Genomic DNA, 15395 nt, shown 5'->3' on the forward strand with positions numbered 1-15395 from the left:
TCATGACTGAGCGTGTGGTGAAGCCGGTTGGGCGGGGATTTCTGTTTCTCGATTCGCATCCGGCGGGGTGTGCGCGGGTGGTGCGGGAGATGGCGGCGGAGGTCGAGCGTCGTACGCCGGCACGCCGTACGGCGCTCGTGATCGGGTCGAGTTCGGGCTACGGGCTCGCGACCACGATCGCCGGGCTCGCGCGGTACGGCATCGACGGCATCGGCATCTGCTTCGAGAAGGCTCCGACGGCACGACGTACAGCCACCGCCGGCTGGTACCGCACCGCGGAGACCGCCGCGCTCGCCGCCGAGCTCGGTCGCTCGTGGACCTTCGTGAACGCGGACGCGTTCGCGGACACCACGAAGGACGAAGTACTCGACCTGGTCGCCGAGCAGCTCGGCGGGATCGACCACCTCGTCTACAGTGTCGCCGCGCCGCGGCGGACCGACCCGCGCACCGGCGAGACGTACCAGTCGGTGCTGAAGGCGATCGGCGCCGAGCACACCACGAAGAGCCTCGCGTTCGACGACGGTGCGCCGGTGCTGCAGGAGGTCGGGATCGAGGTCGCGACCGACGACGAGATCGCGCAGACCGTGAAGGTGATGGGCGGCGAGGACTGGACTCGGTGGATCACCGCGCTCCAGGACCGCGACCTGCTCAAGCCCGGCTTCAACACCGTCGCCCTGACCTACATCGGCTCCGAGCTGACCGGTCCGCTCTACCGCCAGGGCTCGATCGGCGCGTCCAAGGCGGACCTGGAGCAGACCGCGCTGAAGCTGGCCGCGGACGGGGTGACCGCGATGACGTCCGTCAACGGCGCCGCGGTCACGCAGGCATCGTCCGCGATCCCGGGCATCGGCCTGTACGTCAGCCTCCTCCACAAGGTGACCGGCCTGCAGACACCGGTGGAGCAGTCGATCGCCCTGTGGGACCAGCTCACCGGCGCGTCCCCGTTCGACCTGGACGACGAGGGCCGCATCCGCCTCGACCGCTGGGAACTCAACGACGACGTACAGTCCGCCGTCCGCGCCCAGTGGGAGTCAGTGACCCAGGCCAACATCGCCGAGGTCGCCGACGCCGCCTGGTTCCTCACCGAAGTACGCCGCCTGTACGGCTTCGACGTACCGGGCGTGAACTACGACGCCGAAACCGAGGTCGACGTGAACTGGCCAGCCACCAGCTGAGTCAGGTGTTCGCGGGCGGCCATCAACGCGAACCCGAGCAGGTTGGAGCCCTTCCACTGGGCCGGCTCGGTGGCGGCGTCGTCATTGGCGCTGAGGCCGATGCCCCAGACGGGGTCGACAGGACTGGCCTCGACCAGCACCCGTGATCCCGTTGCGAGCAGGAACTCCTGCAGGCCCGGATGCGCGGTGAACTTGTGGATCGAGCCGTCCACCACCAACTCGAAGCGATGGCGGCGCCAGACGTCCTCGTCGAAGTCGCGCACAGTGCGGCCGGCGGCTTTGGCGGCGCCTGGGTGGCGTGCGTCGAGCACAGCACGGAGCGCGGCCTGGTCGCCGAAGAGCCTGGCCTTCCCCGCCATCATCCAGTGCTCGGCGGTCAGATAGGTGACGTCTTCAACCGTGAATGGCGCCGGATACCACTGGCTGAGGCAGCTGGCGTCGACCAGGCCCTCGCGACGCGGCGTGTGACCCCAGAAGCGGAGGAAGCGATAGCGGCGACCCTGCTCGTGTCCGTCCAAGAGATCAGTGGCGCTCCGCGGCTCGTCGACCGAGCCGGTCAGCAGCCAGGCCCGCTCGAACTCGGCGGGGGTGATCTCCATCGCCGCGAGGACGGGGTTGTACACGTCGAAGGTCGGCTCGATCGGCCAGTCGATCACCCGTTCGGCTCGTCCGTCCGGCCGACGCCGGACAATCCGCCGCCGACGCCCTGTCGGCACGCCGTGCGCCTCGTCCTCGGCAACGACCTCCATCAGGAACTCTGCACCGTCCTCGGCGGAGTCGCGCAGGAACACGGGCATCCGCCGCGCGAGTACGCCGTACGCGGGGTGCTTCTTGTCCCTGGCCCGGCGATCCCGGAGGTTCAGGAGTACGCCGTCGTTCCCCAGGTCGTCGAGGCGGAGTCGAGGGATTTCGCCGATGTCGGCCGCCGCTCGCGCGATCTCGTCCGGATCGGTGACGACGCTGACTTCAGACAGCGTGTCGAGGATCTGTGCCGGTGAATCAGCCTCGATCCACCACACGAAGCCCCCCATACCGTAGCTGTGGCTGACCAGGTACTCGTGGCGGCTCATACCTCTCATCCTCGGTCATCGGCCGAGGCGCGGCCATCTAGATATCCGCTACAACGGCTTGAACGAGACCATTTCCAGGGCGAGTTCGCCGGCTTCGTCCGAGGCGTTCAGGTCTACGCTCGCGGTGATGCGCCAGTCGTGGTTGCCTTCGGGGTCGTCGATGATCTGTTGGACTTCCCAGTAGCCGGGGTGTTCCTCGACCATGAAGAGCGCGGGGCCGCGGGCGGCGGGCCCGGTGCCTACGACGTCGTGTTCGGCGTAGTACGCCGTACCGGCTTCGGCCCAGCGGCCCGCGTCCCAGCCGGCTGCGTTGTCGAGCTGTCCGAGCTCGGCCCAGCGGTGCAGGGCGAGTAGCTCGACGCGGCGGAACATGGCGTTGCGGACGAGGACGCGGAAGGCTCTGGTGTTCAAGGTGATCCGGCGCGGACCAGTCGGAGCCGGCGCGACAACCTCCTCCTCGGTCGGGTTGGTGAGCTCCTCCCACTCGTCGAGCAGGCTGGAGTCGGTCTGGCGGACTACCTCACCGAGCCACTCGATCAGGTCGGTGAGATCCTCGTTCACCTTGTCCGGCGGCACGGTCTGCCGCAGCGCCTTGTACGCGTCGCTCAGGTAGCGAAGGACGATGCCCTCCGAGCGCGCGAGACCGTAGTACTGGATGAACTCGCCGAAGGTCATCGCCCGCTCGAACATGTCCCGTACGACGGACTTCGGCGACAACCCGGCCTCCGCGATCCACGGATGCGTCTGCCGGTACATCTCCAAGGTTGCCTCGAGCAACTCTTCGAGCGGTTTCGGCCAGCTGATCTCGTCGAGCAGCTCCATCCGCTCCTCGTACTCGATGCCGTCGGCCTTCATCCCCTGCACGGCCTCGCCCTTGGCGTGGTGCAGCTGCGCCAGCAGGATCGCGCGCGGATCCTCCAGCGTCGCCTCGACCACCGACACCACGTCGAGCGCGTACAGCGGGTCCTCGGGGTCGAGCAGGTCCAGCGCGGCCAGTGCGAAGGTGGACAGCGGCTGGTTCAGGCTGAAGTCCTTCTGCAGGTCCACGGTCAGCCGCAACGATCGGCCGTTCTCGTCCGGCTCGTCGAGGCGTTCGACCACACCGGCGGTGAGCAGCGTCCGGTAGATCTGGATCGCGCGGCGGATCAGCCGGATCTGCGCCCGGGAGTCCTCGTGGTTGTCCTGCAGCAGGTGCCGCATGCTCGCGAACGCGTCACCGTCGCGGGCGATCACGTTCAGCAGCATCGCGTGGCTGACCCGCATCCGCGACTGCAGCGGCTCGGGGTCGGCCGCGACCAGCCGGTCGAAGGTGTCCTCACCCCAGGTGACGAAGCCCTCTGGCGGCTTCTTGCGCTGCACCCGGCGCTGCTTCTTCGGGTCGTCGCCTGCCTTCGCGAGCAACCGGACGTTCTCCACGACATGGTCCGGGGCCTGGACGACGACCGTGCCGGACGTGTCGTATCCGGCCCGCCCTGCGCGGCCGGCGATCTGGTGGAACTCGCGTGCTTTCAGGATCCGCTGCCGGCGTCCGTCGTACTTGCTCAGCGCGGTCAGCAGGACGGTGCGGATCGGCACGTTGATGCCGACGCCGAGGGTGTCGGTGCCGCAGATGACCTTCAGCAATCCCGCCTGCGCCAACTGCTCGACCAGCCGCCGGTACTTCGGCAGCATGCCGGCGTGGTGCACCCCGATCCCGTGCATGATCAGGCGCTGCAGGGTCCTGCCGAAGCCCGCGCTGAAGCGGAAGTGCCCGATCAGCTCCTTGATCTTGTCCTTCTCTTCCTTCGTGCAGACGTTGATGCTGGTCAGCGCCTGGGCGCGTTCCAGGGCAGCGGCCTGCGTGAAGTGCACGACGTACACGGGAGCCTGATGCGTCACCAGGAGCTCGGCGAGCGTCTCGTGCAGCGGCGTGGTGACGTACTTGTAGATGAGCGGGACCGGGCGCTCGCCGGACGCGACGATCGCGGTCGGACGGCCGGTACGTCGGGACAGGTCGATCTTGAACCGCTCGACGTCACCGAGGGTCGCGGACATCAGCACGAACTGCGCCTTCGGCAGCTCGAGCAGCGGCACCTGCCACGCCCAGCCGCGATCCGGCTCGGAGTAGAAGTGGAACTCGTCCATCACCACCTGGCCGACGTCCGCGTCCGCCCCTTCGCGCAGGGCGATGTTCGCCAGGACCTCCGCCGTACAGCAGATGATCGGCGCCCCCGCGTTGACGGAGGCGTCGCCGGTCAGCATGCCGACCTTCTCCGCGCCGAACACGTCGCACAACGCGAAGAACTTCTCCGACACCAGCGCCTTGATCGGCGCCGTGTAGAACGTCCGCTGCCCGTTCGCCAGCGCCGCGAAGTGCGCGCCGGTCGCCACCAGACTCTTCCCGGAGCCGGTCGGCGTCGACAGGATCACGTTCGACCCCGTCATCACCTCGATCAACGCCTCTTCCTGAGCCGGGTACAACGAGATCCCCTGCTCCCCCACCCACCGCGCGAACGCGTCGTACAGGTCGTCAGGCTCGGTCGTCTCCGGCAACATCTCGGTCAGCGTCATCACTACCCATTGTCCCCGACCGGCCAATCCACCGGCTGCCGGGATATCTACCGTTCGGCTCGCCAGGCCGACCGTTCGGCGACGGAACCTGTGCAAACGATTGCAAGCATGTCTATTCGGGGGTGACTTGATGGGCATGACTTTTACTGCGTGGCGCCGGGTGGGCGCGAGTTTGCTGGTGACGGCGGTGGGTGCGGCGGGTCTGGTGGCGGCCGCACCGGACAAGGTGGCGACGACCGGTGAAGGAGGACGTGGAGGTGGGCTCGTGACGACCTGGGGTGCGGCGGACGACATCGCCGGCGGGTCGTTGAGTGATGTGACGGTGCGGAACGTGCTGCGGACGTCGGTGGGCGGCAAGGAGCTGCGCGTCCGGATCTCCAACGCGAACGGGGATCAGCCGTTGGTGTCTGACTCGGTGTACGTCGGGCGGCAGGCCAGCGGCGCGACCGTGGTACCGGGGTCGAGCCGGCGGTTGACGTTCAGCGGCAGCACTACGGTGACGATCCCGCCGGGTGCGATGGCGATCAGCGACCCGCTGCCCGGTGTGGTGCCGGCCCTGACGAGTCTGACGGTCAGCCTGCACGTGGTCGGGACGACGGGCGTGATCACCGCGCACAACCGGGCGATGCAGCACAGCTACAAGTCGACATCCGGTGATCACGCGGCCGACGAGTCGAGTACGGCGTATCAGACCGAGTCCTCGGCGTGGTACTTCCTGAACGCAGCGATCGTCGAGGCGACGCGGGACGTGGCGACGGTCGCGACGCTGGGCGACTCGATCACCTCGTCGGTCGGGACGACGATCGACACGAACCGGCGCTGGCCGGACATCCTCGCTGCCCGCTACGCGCGACTGCCGGAGCCGGCGCGGCTGGCGATCTCCAACGAGGGCATCTCGGGGAACCGGGTGCTCGGCGGGGTCGCGAAGGCTGGTAGTGCGGGGGCGAGTGCACTGGCCCGGCTGGACAAGGATGTGCTCACCAAGCCCGGCGTACGGACGGTGCTGGTACTGGAAGGGATCAACGACATCTACGCCGGCGCGACGACGGAGCAGTTGCTCGCCGGATACCGGCAGCTGATCGCCCGGGTGCACGCGTCCGGACGCTGCATCGTCGGCGGGACGTTGACGCCGATGGGGAGCTCGTTCGTGTACACGCCGGAGAAGGAAGCGATCCGGCAGGCGGTGAACACGTTCATCCGCACGAGCGGTGAGTTCGACGACGTGGCGGACTTCGACGCGGCAACGCGCGACCCGGCGGATCCGACCCGGCTCGCAGCGGCGTACGACGGCGGCGACGGCCTGCACCCCAACGACGCCGGCAACCAGGCGATGGGCGACGCACCGAACCTCGACAGCCTGCGCTGCGACTGACAGCCAACCGCCGTACGCATCGCCTTGCGGGCGGTGCGTACGGCGGTTGTTGCCTCCGGCTACTTCCGGCCCTGCGCGGCCATTGCTTCTTCGTACTCGTGGCGGATCGCGTCGCCGCTCGACTTACGCCAGTTGGCCACCGCCTTGTCCCAGTCCGACAGACTGGAGCGGCCGAGCTGGATCTCCTTGGTGAGCGAATCGAAGTCCTTGTCGGCGACTTTGCCCTTCGTCGAGTCTGTCGACGAGTAGAGCCCGTACGTCGGCTGCAGGATCGCGGTCGGCAGGATCGTCTTGAGGTGGTTGTACGCGACATCGACCGCCTCGGGATGACCCGGGAAGTAGACCGGATAGCCACCGTCGGCGAGGTACTGGATCGGGAACTCGCCCAGGCAGACCTCACTACTGCCGTCCTTGGTCAGCACCGGATCGGTACCCTTCAGGGTGTAGTGCCGCCCGGGCAGGCCGAACTTACGGAACAGGTACTCCTCGGTGCCGAACGGCGCTGCCATCCAGTTCAGCACCCGCAGCAGCATCTTGGTCCGCTCCGGCGAGCTGGGTCTGATCGCCGAGATCGAGTTGTTCGGCGAACCCAGCAGGAACCGGCCGATCTCCCCGGCGCTGTCCCGGACGACCGGCAGCGCGATGGCGAAGTTCGGCGTCACGGCGCGCCGGTAGAAGCTCTGGATCGACGAGTAGGTGTCCTGCGTCATCACCGCGGACCCCTGGCTGAACCAGACCTTCTGGTTGTTCTTCGCCACCCCGTCGGGATGGATCAGCCCGTCGGCCTGCATCTTCGCCGTGATCGCGAGCATCTCCTTGTACTCCGGGAGCTCGCGGCCGTGCACCAGCCGGCCGTCGCGAACCTCCCAGCCGTTGGGCAGCCGCAGCATCGCGCTCAGCGCCGACGCGGGTGGGACCGCGAACGCCCAGCGGTTCTTCTTCTGGTCCGTGACCGCCTTCGCCACCGCGTTCAGCTCGTCCACGCCGGGTGAGCCGAGCTCGACGCCGAACTGGTCGAGGAGGTCCTGCCGGGCCAGCAGCAGGGTGGACGACATGACGCCGCGCTGGATCGGGACCGCCCGGATGCCGCCGGCGAACACGCAGCCGCGCCAGGAGTCGGGTGACAGGTTGGCCAGGAACGGGTACTCCAGGATCGCGTCGCCGGACAGGTACTCGGTCAGGTCCTGGGCCCGGGCCTCGAGGAACTGTGGCAGATAGGAGAATTTGCCGTCGACGTTGAACAGATCTCCCAGCGTGTCTCCGGCCACCGAGGTCGCGAACTTGTTGGTGAAATCGGAGCCGGTGGCCGAGGTGATCGTCAGCGACAGCGGCGAACCGATTCTCCGGTTCAGCTCCTGCCAGTACAGGTTGCGGTCCGCGGTCGGCGGAATCGGGTTCGACGTCGGCACCGACCCGGACAGGTCGCTGCCATCGGCCGGTACGCCGTCGGTGACCTTCGCCGGATGTTCCGGGAAGCGGTAGAAGCAGTCCGGCATCAAGGGGTGGCTGCGTGGCAGGTCCGGCTTCGGGCCGTCGAAGCGTTTGTACGTCGGGAGCGCGACCGGCTTGTTCAACGCCGCGATGTCCGTCGACCTGGTGACGGTGGAGCAGCCGCTCAGGCCGACGGCCGCGGCCGCCAGCGATCCACCGAGGAGCGTTCGCCTGCTGATCCTGCTGATTTCCGTCATCCCTTCACCGCCCCGGTCAGCATGCCCTTGGCGAAGTGCCGTTGCAGGAACGGGTACACGATCAGGATCGGCACCAGCGACACCACCAGGATCGCCATCTGGATCGACTCCTGCGGCGGCAGTTGGTCGGCCGACGCGCCGCCGAGATCACCGCTGCTCAGCTCGGTGTTGTTGATCACGTAGGTCCGCAGTACCAGCTGCAACGGCCATTTCGCGGTGTCGTTGATGTAGAGCATCGCGTTGAAGAACGCATTCCAGTACCCGACCGCGTAGAACAACCCGACGACCGCCAGCACCGCCTTCGACAGCGGCAGCACGATCGACCAGAAGATCCGGAAGTCGCCGGCGCCGTCGATCCGGGCCGAGTCGAGTACCGAGTCCGGGATGCCCATGAAGAACGAGCGCAGCACGATCACGTTGAACCCGCTGATCGCCGTCGGCAGGATCAGCGCCAGCAACGAGTCGAGCAGCCCGAACTCCTTCACCACCAGGTAGTTCGGGATCAGGCCCGGGCTGAACAACAGGCTGAACAGCACGATCATCAGGATCGGGCGCTGCCCGAACGACCCCGGCCGGCTGAGCGAGTACGCGAGCATCGTGGATCCGGCCAGGCTGATCAGCGTGCCGAAGGTGGCGATCACGACGCTGATCAGCAGCGCCCGCTGCACCACGCCGCCGTTGAAGATCGCCTTGTACGCGTCCAGGTTCAGCCCGTCCGGCCAGAGCACGAACCCACCGGAGTTCGTAACATGTTCCTGACTGGCGATGCTGGTCGCGATCACGCCGATGAACGGGATGATGACGACCGCGCAGCAGATCAGCAGTACGACGCCCTTCACCGCCCGCGACGGCATCCCGGGACCGTCGTCGATCCCTGTCTGAACAGCGCTCATCGTTTGTACACCCCTGCCTCGCCGAAGATGTGGGCGATCTTGTTGGCGCCGAGCACCAGGACGACGGCAACAAGACCCTTCACCAAGCCGACCGCGGCCGACACACCCCATTGGCCGGCCAGTACGCCGTTGTTGTAGACGTAGGTGTCGAGCACTTCGCTCGCCGGTCTCCCGACCAGGTTCTGCTGCAGGATGATCTGCTCGAACCCGACGGTCAGCGAGTCACCCAGCCGCAGGATCAGCAGCAGGATGATCAGCCCGCGGATCCCGGGCACCGTGACGTGCCACAGCTGCCGCCAGCGCGAGGCGCCGTCGACGCGCGCGGCTTCGTACAGCCCGGGATCGATCTGGGTCAGCGCGGCGAGGAACAGGATCGTCCCCCAGCCGGTGTCCTTCCAGATCACCTGGCTGGTGAGCAGCGCGATGAAGCCGTCCGGGTTACCGAGGAAGTCGATCGTGCCCATCCCGTGCTCGCGGAGGAAGTTGTTGATCAGTCCGCTGCCGCCGAGGATCTGCTGGAAGATCGCGATCACGATCACCCAGGACAGGAAGTGCGGCAGGTACAGCACCGACTGCACGACCCGCTTGATCCGCTCGGACAGCAGGCTGTTCAGCAGCAGCGCCAACGCGATCGGCGCCGGGAACACGAAGATCACCTGGACCAGCGTGATCAGCAGCGTGTTCTTGAGTGCGTTCAGGAATTCCGCGTCGCCGTTGAAGATCACCGCGAAGTTGTCCCACCCGACCCACGCGCTGCGGCCGAGCGGCACGAACGGCAGGTACTCCTGGAACGCGATCAGGTTCCCGAGCAGCGGCAGGTAGTGGAACACCAGCAGCAGCGCCAGCCCGGGCAGGGCCATCAGCAGCAGGATCTTGTCCCGCCGGGCGCGCGCCCACCAGGACGGCGGCTTACCCGCCGAGCGCTCCGAGGATCTACTGTCCGTAACGGTGCCCGGCGGTCCGGACCCCGTCGGTTTTCCGGCCGTGGTCTGTCGGCTGGGGATTCGTTCTGTTTGAGCCACGCGACACTCCCAGGTCGTAGCCCCCCACGATTGGAGAGCGCTTTCCGATCTCCTTGTCCGACTGTGTCGTGTCTTGGGGAGTCACGCAGCTTTGTTCGGAGTGTCTTGCGGAATCCGGTCAGCCGGAGTGGTGCCAGCGGGTCTCGGCGCCGCCGCGACGGGCCAGGTGTTCGAGGTGCGCCCGGGCCATCCGGACGGTCTGCAGGTTGATCGCGCCGTACGCTCCCAGCTCGGTGCCGATGGCGTAGGCCAGGTCACGGACAGTCAGCGAACCCTTGCTACGTAGCAGGCTGCTGGTGAGCTCGTCGACGGCGGCGACCCATTCGAGGCTCTCCTCGATCAGCTTCCGGCCGGCGGTCGCGTCCATCGCGTCGCCGTGCGACGGGACGAGCGCGTCGAAGTCCAGCTCGAGGAGCCGGCTCAGCCCGTTCGTGTACCGGGTGACGTCGGTGTAGAGCGGCGCCAGCCAGAGCGCGCTGTCGAGGTACGGGCGCCCGCGGCCCTGCACGTCGTCGAAGGTGAACAGCGTCCGCGAGGCCTCGTCGAGTACGGCGATGTGCCCGGGACTGTGGCCGCTGGTCGTGATCACCTGCAAGGGGCGTTCACCGGGGAGCCGGTCCCCGTCGCGCAACAGGACGTCGATCCGGACCCGCTCGTCCAGCATCTCCAGCAGGTCGGTCCGCTCGGTGTCCGACAGGTCCAGCGCGTCCGGATCCGAGCCCCACAGCTCGGTCAGCAGCCGCTCGTTGTCCTCCAGCCACCCGGCCTCCAGCGCGGGCGCCGCGAACCGTGCCCCGCTGTGCTTGCGCAGTACGGCGTTGCCGCCCATGTGATCGGGATGGGCGTGGCTGTTGACGACCAGGGTGAGATCGGACAGCCCGAGCCCCAGGCCGGCGAGCTCGGGTGCTGTCGACGACTCGGGCGTGGACGCGATCCCCGCGTCGAGCAGCACCAGTTCGGAGCCGGCGTCGATCACGTGCAACCAGAGCGGCAGTCCACCCACGTGCGGATAGTCGGTCGCCAGCCGATGGATACCCGGCGCGATCTCTTCAGCCACAACCTCACCGTCCTTCGAAGGTTCCGGTACGACGTTCCGCGAAGGCCGCCCGTCCTTCGGCGGCGTCCTGCGTGCCGAGGGCAACGGCCTGCAGCTCGCGCTCGTACTGAATGGCGGCCTCCAGACCCATGGACCAGGCCGCGCGCAGGTTCGCCTTGGCCGCGGCAGCCGCGACCGGTGGGCGTGCGGCGATCCGGTGCGCCAACTCGGTTGCGGTCGGCAACAGGTCTTCGGGGTCCACGATCTCGCTGACCAGCCCGATGCGGAGCGCCTCGACAGCGTCGATGGGATCACCGGTGAGCAGCATCATCGCCGCATCGCTCGCCGGCACCGACGCCGCGAGGAGTGCCGTCACTCCCCCGCCGCCGATCCACCCGAGCTTGATCTCCGCCGCCGCGAAGCTCGCCGTTCCCGAGGCCAGCCGGATGTCGCACGACAGCGCCAGCTCCAGTCCGCCGCCGTACGCGTACCCGTTGACCGCCGCGATCACCGGCGTTCGCAACGAGCGCAGCGCGTCGCAGTAGTCCCGCCGGTTCCGGAAGTGCCACGGGCCGTCGTACCGGTCGAGCTCGCCGATGTCGCTACCGACCGAGAAGGCGCGCTCGCCCGCTCCGGTCACCACGACCGCGCGGATCGACGGGTCGTCGTCGATACGCGGGATGAGCTCGAGCAGCTCGGCGCTCATCGACCGGGTGGCCGCGTTCAGCTTCGCGGGACGGTCCAGCGTGAGTATGCCGACGTACCCGTCCTGCTCGAAGCGGACCTTCCCGTCCGCCATCACAGCGCTACCACCGCACCCTGCTCGAGCAACGCCTGTCGTCTCGCCGGTGACACACCGAGCTCGGCCAGCAGCTCATCGGTGTGCTCGCCGACCAGCGGAGCAGGACGATGTACGTCGGGAGGCGTGCGACTGAAGCGGTACGGGAAGCCAGGTGTCGTCACAGTGCCCTCGGTCGGGTGCTCGTAGGTCACGAACGACTCGTTGTGCAGCACCTGTGGGTCCGTGCGTACGTCGTCGTACGAGAGCACTGGACCGCACCACACGCCGCGCTCACGCAGCTTGAGCATCCAGTGCTCTGTCGTCTCTCGTCGTAGCGCAGTGGACACCGCGGCGGCGATCTCGTCCCGCCGCGCAAACCCGTCTCGCTCGGCGTCCAGTCCGGCGAGCTGTGGCGCGTCCAGCACCTCCGCCAGTACAGGCAGGTTCGCAAACGCCAGTGAGATGTACCCGTCCGCAGTGGTGAAGATGCCGTACGGCGCACGGATGTAGCTGTGCGCATGCACCTCCTCCGACCGTGTCTGCGGTACGCCGCCAACGGTGTGCACCGACAGCTCCTGCATCTGTAGCGCGATCACCGCGTCCAGCATGTTCACCTGAACCAGCTGTCCCTCACCGGTCCGCTCCCGATGCAGCAGAGCGGCCAGTACACCTTCGAACGCGCTGTACGCCGTGACCGCGTCGGCCAGGAAGTACGGCGCAGCCACGGGCGGCTCGTCCGGTCGGCCGGCGCTGAACAGAGCACCGCTCATCGCCTGCACCAGCAGGTCCTGTCCGGGCCACTCGGCGTACGGACCGCTCTCGCCGTACCCAGAAATCGACACGTAGACCAGCGAGGGCTTCAGTGCGCGGAGGGTGTCGTAGTCGACGCCGAGACGGGCAGCCACACCAGGCCGGTAGTTCTGCAGGAACACGTCCGCTGTGCGCACCAGCTCGTACAAGAGCTCGCGGCCGGCGTTGGACTTGAGGTCTACGGCCAGACTGCGCTTGTTGCGGTTCAGCGACAGGAAGGACGCGTTGACCTGGTTGCCGGTCGCGCCACCGGCGGCCGTGTGCCGTTGCCATTCACCGGTGACCGGCTCGACCTTGACGACGTCCGCGCCGAGGTCGCCGAGCCGCATCGCCGCCAGCGGGCCGGCCATCGCCACCGACACGTCGAGTACTCGGTAACCGCCCAGGATGTTCATTGCGCCGTCCAGCCCGCGTCGACCGGCAGGATCGCACCGGTGATGAACGAGGCGTCGTCGCTGGCCAGGAACGCGATCGCCGCCGCCACTTCCGACGGCTGACCGATCCGGCCGAGCGCGTGATGCCGGTCGACCATCGCCTGCATCGCACCCGGATCGTCCGCACCGCTGACCTTGCCGTTGCGGATCAGCGGTGTGTCGATCAGCCCGGGCGCCACGCAGTTCGCGCGGACGCCGTCCGGGCCGTGGTCGAGTGCCATCGCGCGGGTCAGGTTCTCCACACCGGCCTTCGCCGCGCAGTACGCCGACCTGTTCCGCTCCCCGACCGTCCCGATCGCGGACGAGATCGTGACGATCGCACCGCCGCCCTGCGCAACGAAGCGCGGCAGGACGGCCCGGCACGAGTTGTAGACACCGGTCAGGTCGACGTCGAGGATCGTCCGCCATTCGTCCGGCGTCGTGTTCGGCACGGTGTCGCAGACGTCCACACCAGCAGCACTCACCAACACATCAACCCGCTCCAGCCCCGAGACAACCTCCACCGTCCGCTCGAGATCAGTCACGTCGAGCTGAAACGCCGTACCACCCAGCTCATCGGCAAGCTCAGCAGCTGCTGAGCCGTAGCGGTCACAGATGACGACCGTGCCGCCCTCGTCGGCGATCCGGCGGGCGGTGGCCGCGCCGATCCCGGAGGCACCTCCGGTGATCAGCGCGACCTTGCCCTTGAACCTCTCGATATCCATTGAACTCTCAGAACCCTCAGGGCTTCTCGTAGGGGAAGGACGGCAGTACGCCGATCTGGTCGTACTGCATCTTGGACTCGTCGAACCCGGCCTCCCAGCTCACGTTCGCGAATGTGTCGCACGGCCCGGCCGACGGCCCGTGGTACGGGTCGCTCTCGGTGTTCGTCACCTTGATGTCCGAGAACGCGAACCCGCACCCGCCGAAGTCCATGTGCACGCCGTACGGCTTGGCGTCCGGCATCGACGGATCGGCGTTGGCGTCGTCGATGATCATCTGCGACACGGAGGCGTCCGGCGTGTACGGCGGCTGGTTGCGGACGCCGTACGCGTAGAAGGGACCGGTGTCGCCGCTGTCCTGCGCCAAGTGCGACAGCCGGACGAACTTGACGGTGTTGCCGCCGGCGTAGTTGTCCGCGTTCGGGATCTCCGGCCGCGACTCGATGCTGATGCCGTACCGGGCGCCGTGCTCGACGACGGTGTGGCTGACCTCGTTGCCGCCGCTGTTCATGATCTCGACGCCGGCCGAGTCGCCGGGCACCAGCTCGCCGATGTGGTGGATGTAGTTGTTGGTGAAGGTGTTGCCATGGGCAACGTCGCCCTCACCCGGCCAGCCGCCCTCGACCTTGATGCCGTCGTTGCCGAGGTGCTCGAGCAGACTGTCGGACACGGTGGTCTTCTCGTTCGCGAACAGCAACTCGATCGCGGTGAACCCGGTCTGCCGGATGTGCAGCCCGGTCAGCTTCACCCCGCGCGTGTTCGTGAGCGTGATCGCACCCCAGCGGTTCCGCGGCAGCTCGATCTGGGTGTCGTACTTCGGGTACTTGTGCTTGTTGCCCGAGTCACCCGTCCCGTTCCAGCCGTACCGGTACCAGTCCATGAAGTCGGTGTGCTGGATGGTCAGGCCGTCGAGTGTCAGGTTCTCCACCCGCCGGTTCGGAGACGCGCCCTCGATCGAGAACACCTGCGTCTGCGTCGGCCGGTACACCTTGACACCGTCCATGGTGCCGCCGGCCGGCTTGTAGTACAGCGTTTTCGCCGGGTAGTCCAGGTAGTACTCGCCGGCCTGGTCGAGCAGGCTCAGCGAGTTCTGCACGAAGTACCGCGAGCCGCCGCCCGAGTTGATGAAGCCGTACCGCGCCGGGTACACCAGGGTGGTCCGCTTCTTCGTGAAGTTGATGTCGAGCATCGGGATCGTGTCGGTGAACCACGACCACGAGCCGCCCGACCACACCGTCACCTGCGCGGGCCACGACGTACCGAGCCGAAGATCCCAGGACGGGTCGATGTCACCGGCGTTGAACCCGAGCTGGTCGCGCACCGCTTCCTTGGTCGGGTCGAACAGGACCGATCGCAGGTACGGCGCCCACTTGTCGTCGGACTCGCGGTTCGGGTATCGGGCCGTGGTGGCACGCTTCCCGTCGGCGTACAGGCTGTAGAACGGCTGGCTGATATCGACCGGCGCCTTGAAGATGCCGTCCTTGTACGGCGTCCAGCCGCTCACCTCCCGCCCCGCTTCGAAGACCGCCTTGCCCGGCCCGTCCACGCTCCGGTACGTGACCCCGGAGTCGCGGTCGTCGAAGGTGATCGTCTTGTCGACCTGGTAGGTGCCCGCCCGCAGGTTCACCACGGGCGTGCAACCCGCATGCGCCCTGATCCGCAAGGTGTCTCGTGCGTGTTCGATCGTCTTCCAGGGCTTCGACTCGGTCCCCGGCGCCTTGTCGTCGCCGTCCGGTGCGACCCAGAACGAGCTGCACGTGTCCTGCCCGGCCGGGGCGGCGGCTCGCGCCGCCACCCCGCCTCCGAGGACAAGAGCAGGAAGGGCCAGACCGGCCAGCACTCCCGCTGCGAAACGTGGCATCG

General features: G+C 67.6%; 12 protein-coding genes. 2 read left to right on the forward strand and 10 right to left on the reverse strand.

Translation table 11 applies throughout. From position 1 onward, the window contains the following. Positions 1 to 2 precede the first annotated feature (2 nt). A complete protein-coding gene (gene fabV / locus EV137_RS38750; protein ID WP_134133116.1) occupies positions 3 to 1175 on the forward strand; it encodes an enoyl-[acyl-carrier-protein] reductase FabV in 1173 nt (390 codons plus the stop codon). Here the strand turns inward: fabV and ybiA are convergent. Next, a complete protein-coding gene (gene ybiA / locus EV137_RS41695; RefSeq protein WP_238175854.1) occupies positions 1127 to 2245 on the reverse strand; it encodes a riboflavin biosynthesis intermediates N-glycosidase in 1119 nt (372 codons plus the stop codon). The two genes, fabV and ybiA, sit on opposite strands and share 49 nt — an antisense overlap. Before the next feature lie 48 nt (positions 2246 to 2293). Continuing rightward, positions 2294 to 4795, reverse strand: coding sequence for a DEAD/DEAH box helicase (locus tag EV137_RS38760; RefSeq protein WP_134010757.1), 2502 nt, complete (start codon positions 4793 to 4795; stop codon positions 2294 to 2296). Positions 4796 to 4931: 136 nt separating this feature from the next. Here EV137_RS38760 and EV137_RS38765 point away from each other — a divergent pair, with 136 nt between their 5' ends. After that, on the forward strand, positions 4932 to 6167 hold the full coding sequence (locus tag EV137_RS38765) for an SGNH/GDSL hydrolase family protein (RefSeq protein ID WP_134133117.1): 1236 nt from the start codon (positions 4932 to 4934) through the stop codon (positions 6165 to 6167). A 59-nt stretch (positions 6168 to 6226) separates the two neighbouring features. Here the strand turns inward: EV137_RS38765 and EV137_RS38770 are convergent, their stop codons facing one another. The 8 genes from EV137_RS38770 to EV137_RS38805 all read right to left on the reverse strand — a co-directional run bounded on the left by EV137_RS38770 (position 6227) and on the right by EV137_RS38805 (position 15393). Further along, positions 6227 to 7855 (reverse strand): type 2 periplasmic-binding domain-containing protein, encoded by a 1629-nt coding sequence (locus EV137_RS38770; protein WP_134133119.1) that lies wholly within the window; start codon positions 7853 to 7855, stop codon positions 6227 to 6229. After that, on the reverse strand, positions 7852 to 8748 hold the full coding sequence (locus tag EV137_RS38775; protein WP_134010751.1) for a carbohydrate ABC transporter permease: 897 nt from the start codon (positions 8746 to 8748) through the stop codon (positions 7852 to 7854). The genes EV137_RS38770 and EV137_RS38775 overlap by 4 nt, the downstream gene beginning before the upstream one ends. Continuing rightward, the gene (locus EV137_RS38780; protein ID WP_134010749.1) at positions 8745 to 9608 is read right to left on the reverse strand and encodes an ABC transporter permease; all 864 of its coding nucleotides are present in this window, start codon (positions 9606 to 9608) and stop codon (positions 8745 to 8747) included. The genes EV137_RS38775 and EV137_RS38780 overlap by 4 nt, the downstream gene beginning before the upstream one ends. Positions 9609 to 9888: 280 nt before the next feature. Further along, positions 9889 to 10827 (reverse strand): MBL fold metallo-hydrolase, encoded by a 939-nt coding sequence (locus EV137_RS38785; RefSeq protein ID WP_166680140.1) that lies wholly within the window; start codon positions 10825 to 10827, stop codon positions 9889 to 9891. A 4-nt stretch (positions 10828 to 10831) separates the two neighbouring features. Beyond that, complete coding sequence (locus tag EV137_RS38790) at positions 10832 to 11605, reverse strand: enoyl-CoA hydratase/isomerase family protein (RefSeq protein ID WP_134133121.1); 774 nt, start codon at positions 11603 to 11605, stop codon at positions 10832 to 10834. Then, the gene (locus EV137_RS38795) at positions 11605 to 12792 is read right to left on the reverse strand and encodes a CaiB/BaiF CoA transferase family protein (RefSeq protein WP_134010743.1); all 1188 of its coding nucleotides are present in this window, start codon (positions 12790 to 12792) and stop codon (positions 11605 to 11607) included. Before EV137_RS38795 ends, EV137_RS38790 begins: the two co-directional genes overlap by 1 nt. Continuing rightward, positions 12789 to 13535 (reverse strand): SDR family NAD(P)-dependent oxidoreductase, encoded by a 747-nt coding sequence (locus EV137_RS38800; protein ID WP_134133123.1) that lies wholly within the window; start codon positions 13533 to 13535, stop codon positions 12789 to 12791. The genes EV137_RS38795 and EV137_RS38800 overlap by 4 nt, the downstream gene beginning before the upstream one ends. Before the next feature lie 16 nt (positions 13536 to 13551). After that, positions 13552 to 15393 carry a right-handed parallel beta-helix repeat-containing protein gene (locus EV137_RS38805; RefSeq protein WP_134133124.1) on the reverse strand — a complete coding sequence of 614 codons (1842 nt, stop codon included), beginning with the start codon at positions 15391 to 15393 and terminating at the stop codon, positions 13552 to 13554. Between the last annotated feature and the right edge of the window lie 2 nt (positions 15394 to 15395).

The sequence above is a fragment of the Kribbella pratensis genome (genome assembly GCF_004366075.1).
Classification (GTDB): Bacteria; Actinomycetota; Actinomycetes; order Propionibacteriales; family Kribbellaceae; genus Kribbella; species Kribbella pratensis.

What these genes read in the sequence shown, in the direction of transcription:
- fabV (WP_134133116.1), top strand. Translation starts at nt 3, where the DNA reads ATGACTGAGCGTGTGGTGAAGCCGGTTGGGCGGGGATTTCTGTTTCTC.
- ybiA (WP_238175854.1), bottom strand. Translation starts at nt 2,245, where the DNA reads ATGAGCCGCCACGAGTACCTGGTCAGCCACAGCTACGGTATGGGGGGC.
- EV137_RS38760 (WP_134010757.1), bottom strand. Translation starts at nt 4,795, where the DNA reads ATGACGCTGACCGAGATGTTGCCGGAGACGACCGAGCCTGACGACCTG.
- EV137_RS38765 (WP_134133117.1), top strand. Translation starts at nt 4,932, where the DNA reads ATGACTTTTACTGCGTGGCGCCGGGTGGGCGCGAGTTTGCTGGTGACG.
- EV137_RS38770 (WP_134133119.1), bottom strand. Translation starts at nt 7,855, where the DNA reads ATGACGGAAATCAGCAGGATCAGCAGGCGAACGCTCCTCGGTGGATCG.
- EV137_RS38775 (WP_134010751.1), bottom strand. Translation starts at nt 8,748, where the DNA reads ATGAGCGCTGTTCAGACAGGGATCGACGACGGTCCCGGGATGCCGTCG.
- EV137_RS38780 (WP_134010749.1), bottom strand. Translation starts at nt 9,608, where the DNA reads ATGGCCCTGCCCGGGCTGGCGCTGCTGCTGGTGTTCCACTACCTGCCG.
- EV137_RS38790 (WP_134133121.1), bottom strand. Translation starts at nt 11,605, where the DNA reads ATGGCGGACGGGAAGGTCCGCTTCGAGCAGGACGGGTACGTCGGCATA.
- EV137_RS38795 (WP_134010743.1), bottom strand. Translation starts at nt 12,792, where the DNA reads ATGAACATCCTGGGCGGTTACCGAGTACTCGACGTGTCGGTGGCGATG.
- EV137_RS38800 (WP_134133123.1), bottom strand. Translation starts at nt 13,535, where the DNA reads ATGGATATCGAGAGGTTCAAGGGCAAGGTCGCGCTGATCACCGGAGGT.
- EV137_RS38805 (WP_134133124.1), bottom strand. Translation starts at nt 15,393, where the DNA reads ATGCCACGTTTCGCAGCGGGAGTGCTGGCCGGTCTGGCCCTTCCTGCT.